The organism is Acinetobacter sp. TR3 (assembly GCF_027105055.1).
Taxonomy (GTDB): domain Bacteria; phylum Pseudomonadota; class Gammaproteobacteria; order Pseudomonadales; family Moraxellaceae; genus Acinetobacter.
In genome coordinates this window covers 1-2575 of record NZ_CP114274.1, presented here as the reverse complement: position 1 = coordinate 2575, position 2575 = coordinate 1, and the positions used below count along the sequence as shown (strand labels likewise).

Sequence of the window (2575 nt, the reverse complement as noted above, 5' to 3'; positions counted from 1 at the left end):
TTTATTTTCACGTAGGACGTACAATAGTTACTCCTATGTACTTGCTCGTACAAATTGGATTCAAAGCCCTAATGACTGCAATCACTAGGGCTTTACTTATTTAGCCGAATTAAAAGCCTTAACTTCAGTAGCCATAGCTCCTAATTTTTCATTCCCATCAAGTAACATTTCACTCACGAATTTCTTGGCAATATCTTTGCCATTTTCCTTATCAGCAATAATTTGCTCTAAGGCATCAGCAGTACGTTCAAGAATAGGCAAATATTCTTGAAGCATTTCCATAATCAATTTTGTTTTAGGTGCTTTAGTCAAAACAGACAATCTATCTAAAACATTATCAACATCATCAGGAACAGTTAATGCAATACGTTTCTTTTGATTAGACATAAAACTTAATCAAGTAACTATTTTATAGTAAAGTAACACTTAAAACACGCGTTGTCACTGCATATTTTTAATACCGCCTTGCTCTATCACTCATTCACTTGGTCGGGTCGTTCTTCGCTAAGCTCATCCTCCCTCCTCGTTCATTCGTTCTATCGCACGGCAGCTAAAGAAATCTGCGAGCATAGCTCGGTTCTTACGGATTCTCACCCAATGGGAGCTTGTAATCAGGGAGAGAAGGTTTTAAGGCGTAATGCATCAGTTCGGGGATAGACATCCCCTCTAAAAATTTAGTCATGACTAAAAATTATCTAAGGCAGGATAGGCAAACGTATAACAAATGGTAGTTTTTGTATGACAAAAAAAACCCCAGTCAAAACCAGGGCACAAAGGAGAATTAATTGAAAATTTTCATTTTTGAATAATGGATAAATTCCTCATAGTCATAACCATCAATTTTGACACAAAGTTGAAAGTCACCGTTTAGCTCAAAGAGAACTCCAGTAACTAATCCAGATTCATCAACGAATCCTGATTCATCAAATGATGTATCAACAGCCACTTGATATTTAATATGCTTGCCTAAGAATTCAAGCAATGTAGTATGTGCAACAGTCATGATGATCTCCTTGTCAGATCGTTGTGATTAGCTGAATGAAAGGAGGGCAATCCGATCATTCAGCGATTTAAAAATTAATAAGAATTGGGCGTATATTTCATAACGCAGGCAGCAAAATATTTACCTTTAGTTTCATAGACAGCAGATACGAGTAAAGGTTTTTCCAATGTTTCAATAACATCTTGTGCCTTTTGAATTGTTTTGAAACGCAAAGCAGCGGAAAGAGCTTTTGTATAAGCAGATCGAAGAATTCCGTCAGTTTCATCAAAAAAAGCCAAAATATCTTCTTTTTCTTCATTGACCACAACAAAGCCAACTAACTTTGCGGTACGTGGTAACGAGTACTGTTCTTTATGTGCGTATTGATCAAATTTTTCCATTGTATTAACTCGCTATACCTAATCTAATGTGTTCTTTTTCCAAAATATCTGTGAGCAATTGCTCTGTCTCTCCAGTACCAAAACAGCCGTTTTCATAGTCCCTTTCTAGGCATCTAAGGAAATCCCACCTCTTTTGATAATGGCAAATCAAACTAAAAATAAAATCATCGATGGTGCGTAAAGTAATAGCGTCTTTTTCTGTTTCTTCAGCTAATTCTTCATCTGTTTTTTCTTCCAATTCTAGAAGTGATTTAAGACCACGAGACCAAACCAATTGGCGTGAACCTTTCATAGCTATAGCAAATTCTTGGAATAATTTTCCGCAATCTTTATCAAAAACTGATTCGTTATACATAGAGAACTGGAGCAAGTCGAACGGGGTAAACCCTCCGTTACGACCTTTCTTTACATGCCCTTTTGTCAATTCTGATTCAATTCCCCATTTAGAAACATACTGATCGGCATAAGTGCCATCTCTTAAATCTAATCCGTGAGTCATGCTAGGAGCATTAAGACCAGCTCGAACACAAGACTTAATCCATAATTCCGCAAGAAGATCTCGATAAGACAAATCATCTAAAGAAAAATAGCCTAAGAGCAATACATGAAAATGCGGATGCCAACCATTTTGACCGTAGGTAGCTTCCAAACTACGAATTTTGTATTTAACCCCAAAGTGTTTGAATATTTCTTTTACCTTGGTTGTTTCAAGAAAAATTTTATATGCCTTTCTTTGGCGTTCTAAGAGCGATTTAAGCGATTCTGACTGAGAATGACTAAAGGTAAGGGTCAGTAGCATAACTGAGCCTCTATGAACGTTTTTCCACGTTTCTAAGCCCTTTTTGAGTTCTTCTCTGCGTTTTTCAGTAATTTGCTTGGCACAAACTGGACACGACCATATAGAGCCACAACGCTGAACATTAGCATAATGGGCTTTTTTTCGATTTTCGTTGTATTTAACTTCACGCGGTTTGTATCTATCAATGCGTTTTTTTAAGCAGTTACAGACCCGTTCTTTGGGTAATAATTTTGCAGATTGGTCTTGAAGTATAAAATCGTTAGAACGCTGAAAGCCTTGTGAGCCGTGGATTACCTGAGATTTAGTAAATATACCAAGAACCCGCCCATTTTCATCAACGGCACGGAAATTCCCCTCCCCATCAGTTACGAGGGTACAGATAACCTCTCTTGG

The 2575-nt window shown here is 37.2% G+C and carries 4 protein-coding genes; all 4 read right to left on the bottom strand.

The annotated features are described in order from the left end of the window. Positions 1-96: 96 nt before the first annotated feature. Positions 97-387, bottom strand: coding sequence for a hypothetical protein (locus O1449_RS16250; RefSeq protein ID WP_269239917.1), 291 nt, complete (start codon positions 385-387; stop codon positions 97-99). A 394-nt stretch (positions 388-781) separates the two neighbouring features. Beyond that, positions 782-1003 (bottom strand): hypothetical protein, encoded by a 222-nt coding sequence (locus O1449_RS16245; protein WP_269239915.1) that lies wholly within the window; start codon positions 1001-1003, stop codon positions 782-784. A 74-nt stretch (positions 1004-1077) separates the two neighbouring features. Further along, positions 1078-1383, bottom strand: a complete 306-nt coding sequence (locus tag O1449_RS16240; protein ID WP_269239913.1) for a hypothetical protein — start codon at positions 1381-1383, stop codon at positions 1078-1080. Between the two features lie 4 nt (positions 1384-1387). Beyond that, positions 1388-2473, bottom strand: coding sequence for a protein rep (locus O1449_RS16235; protein WP_269239919.1), 1086 nt, complete (start codon positions 2471-2473; stop codon positions 1388-1390). Positions 2474-2575: the final 102 nt, after the last annotated feature.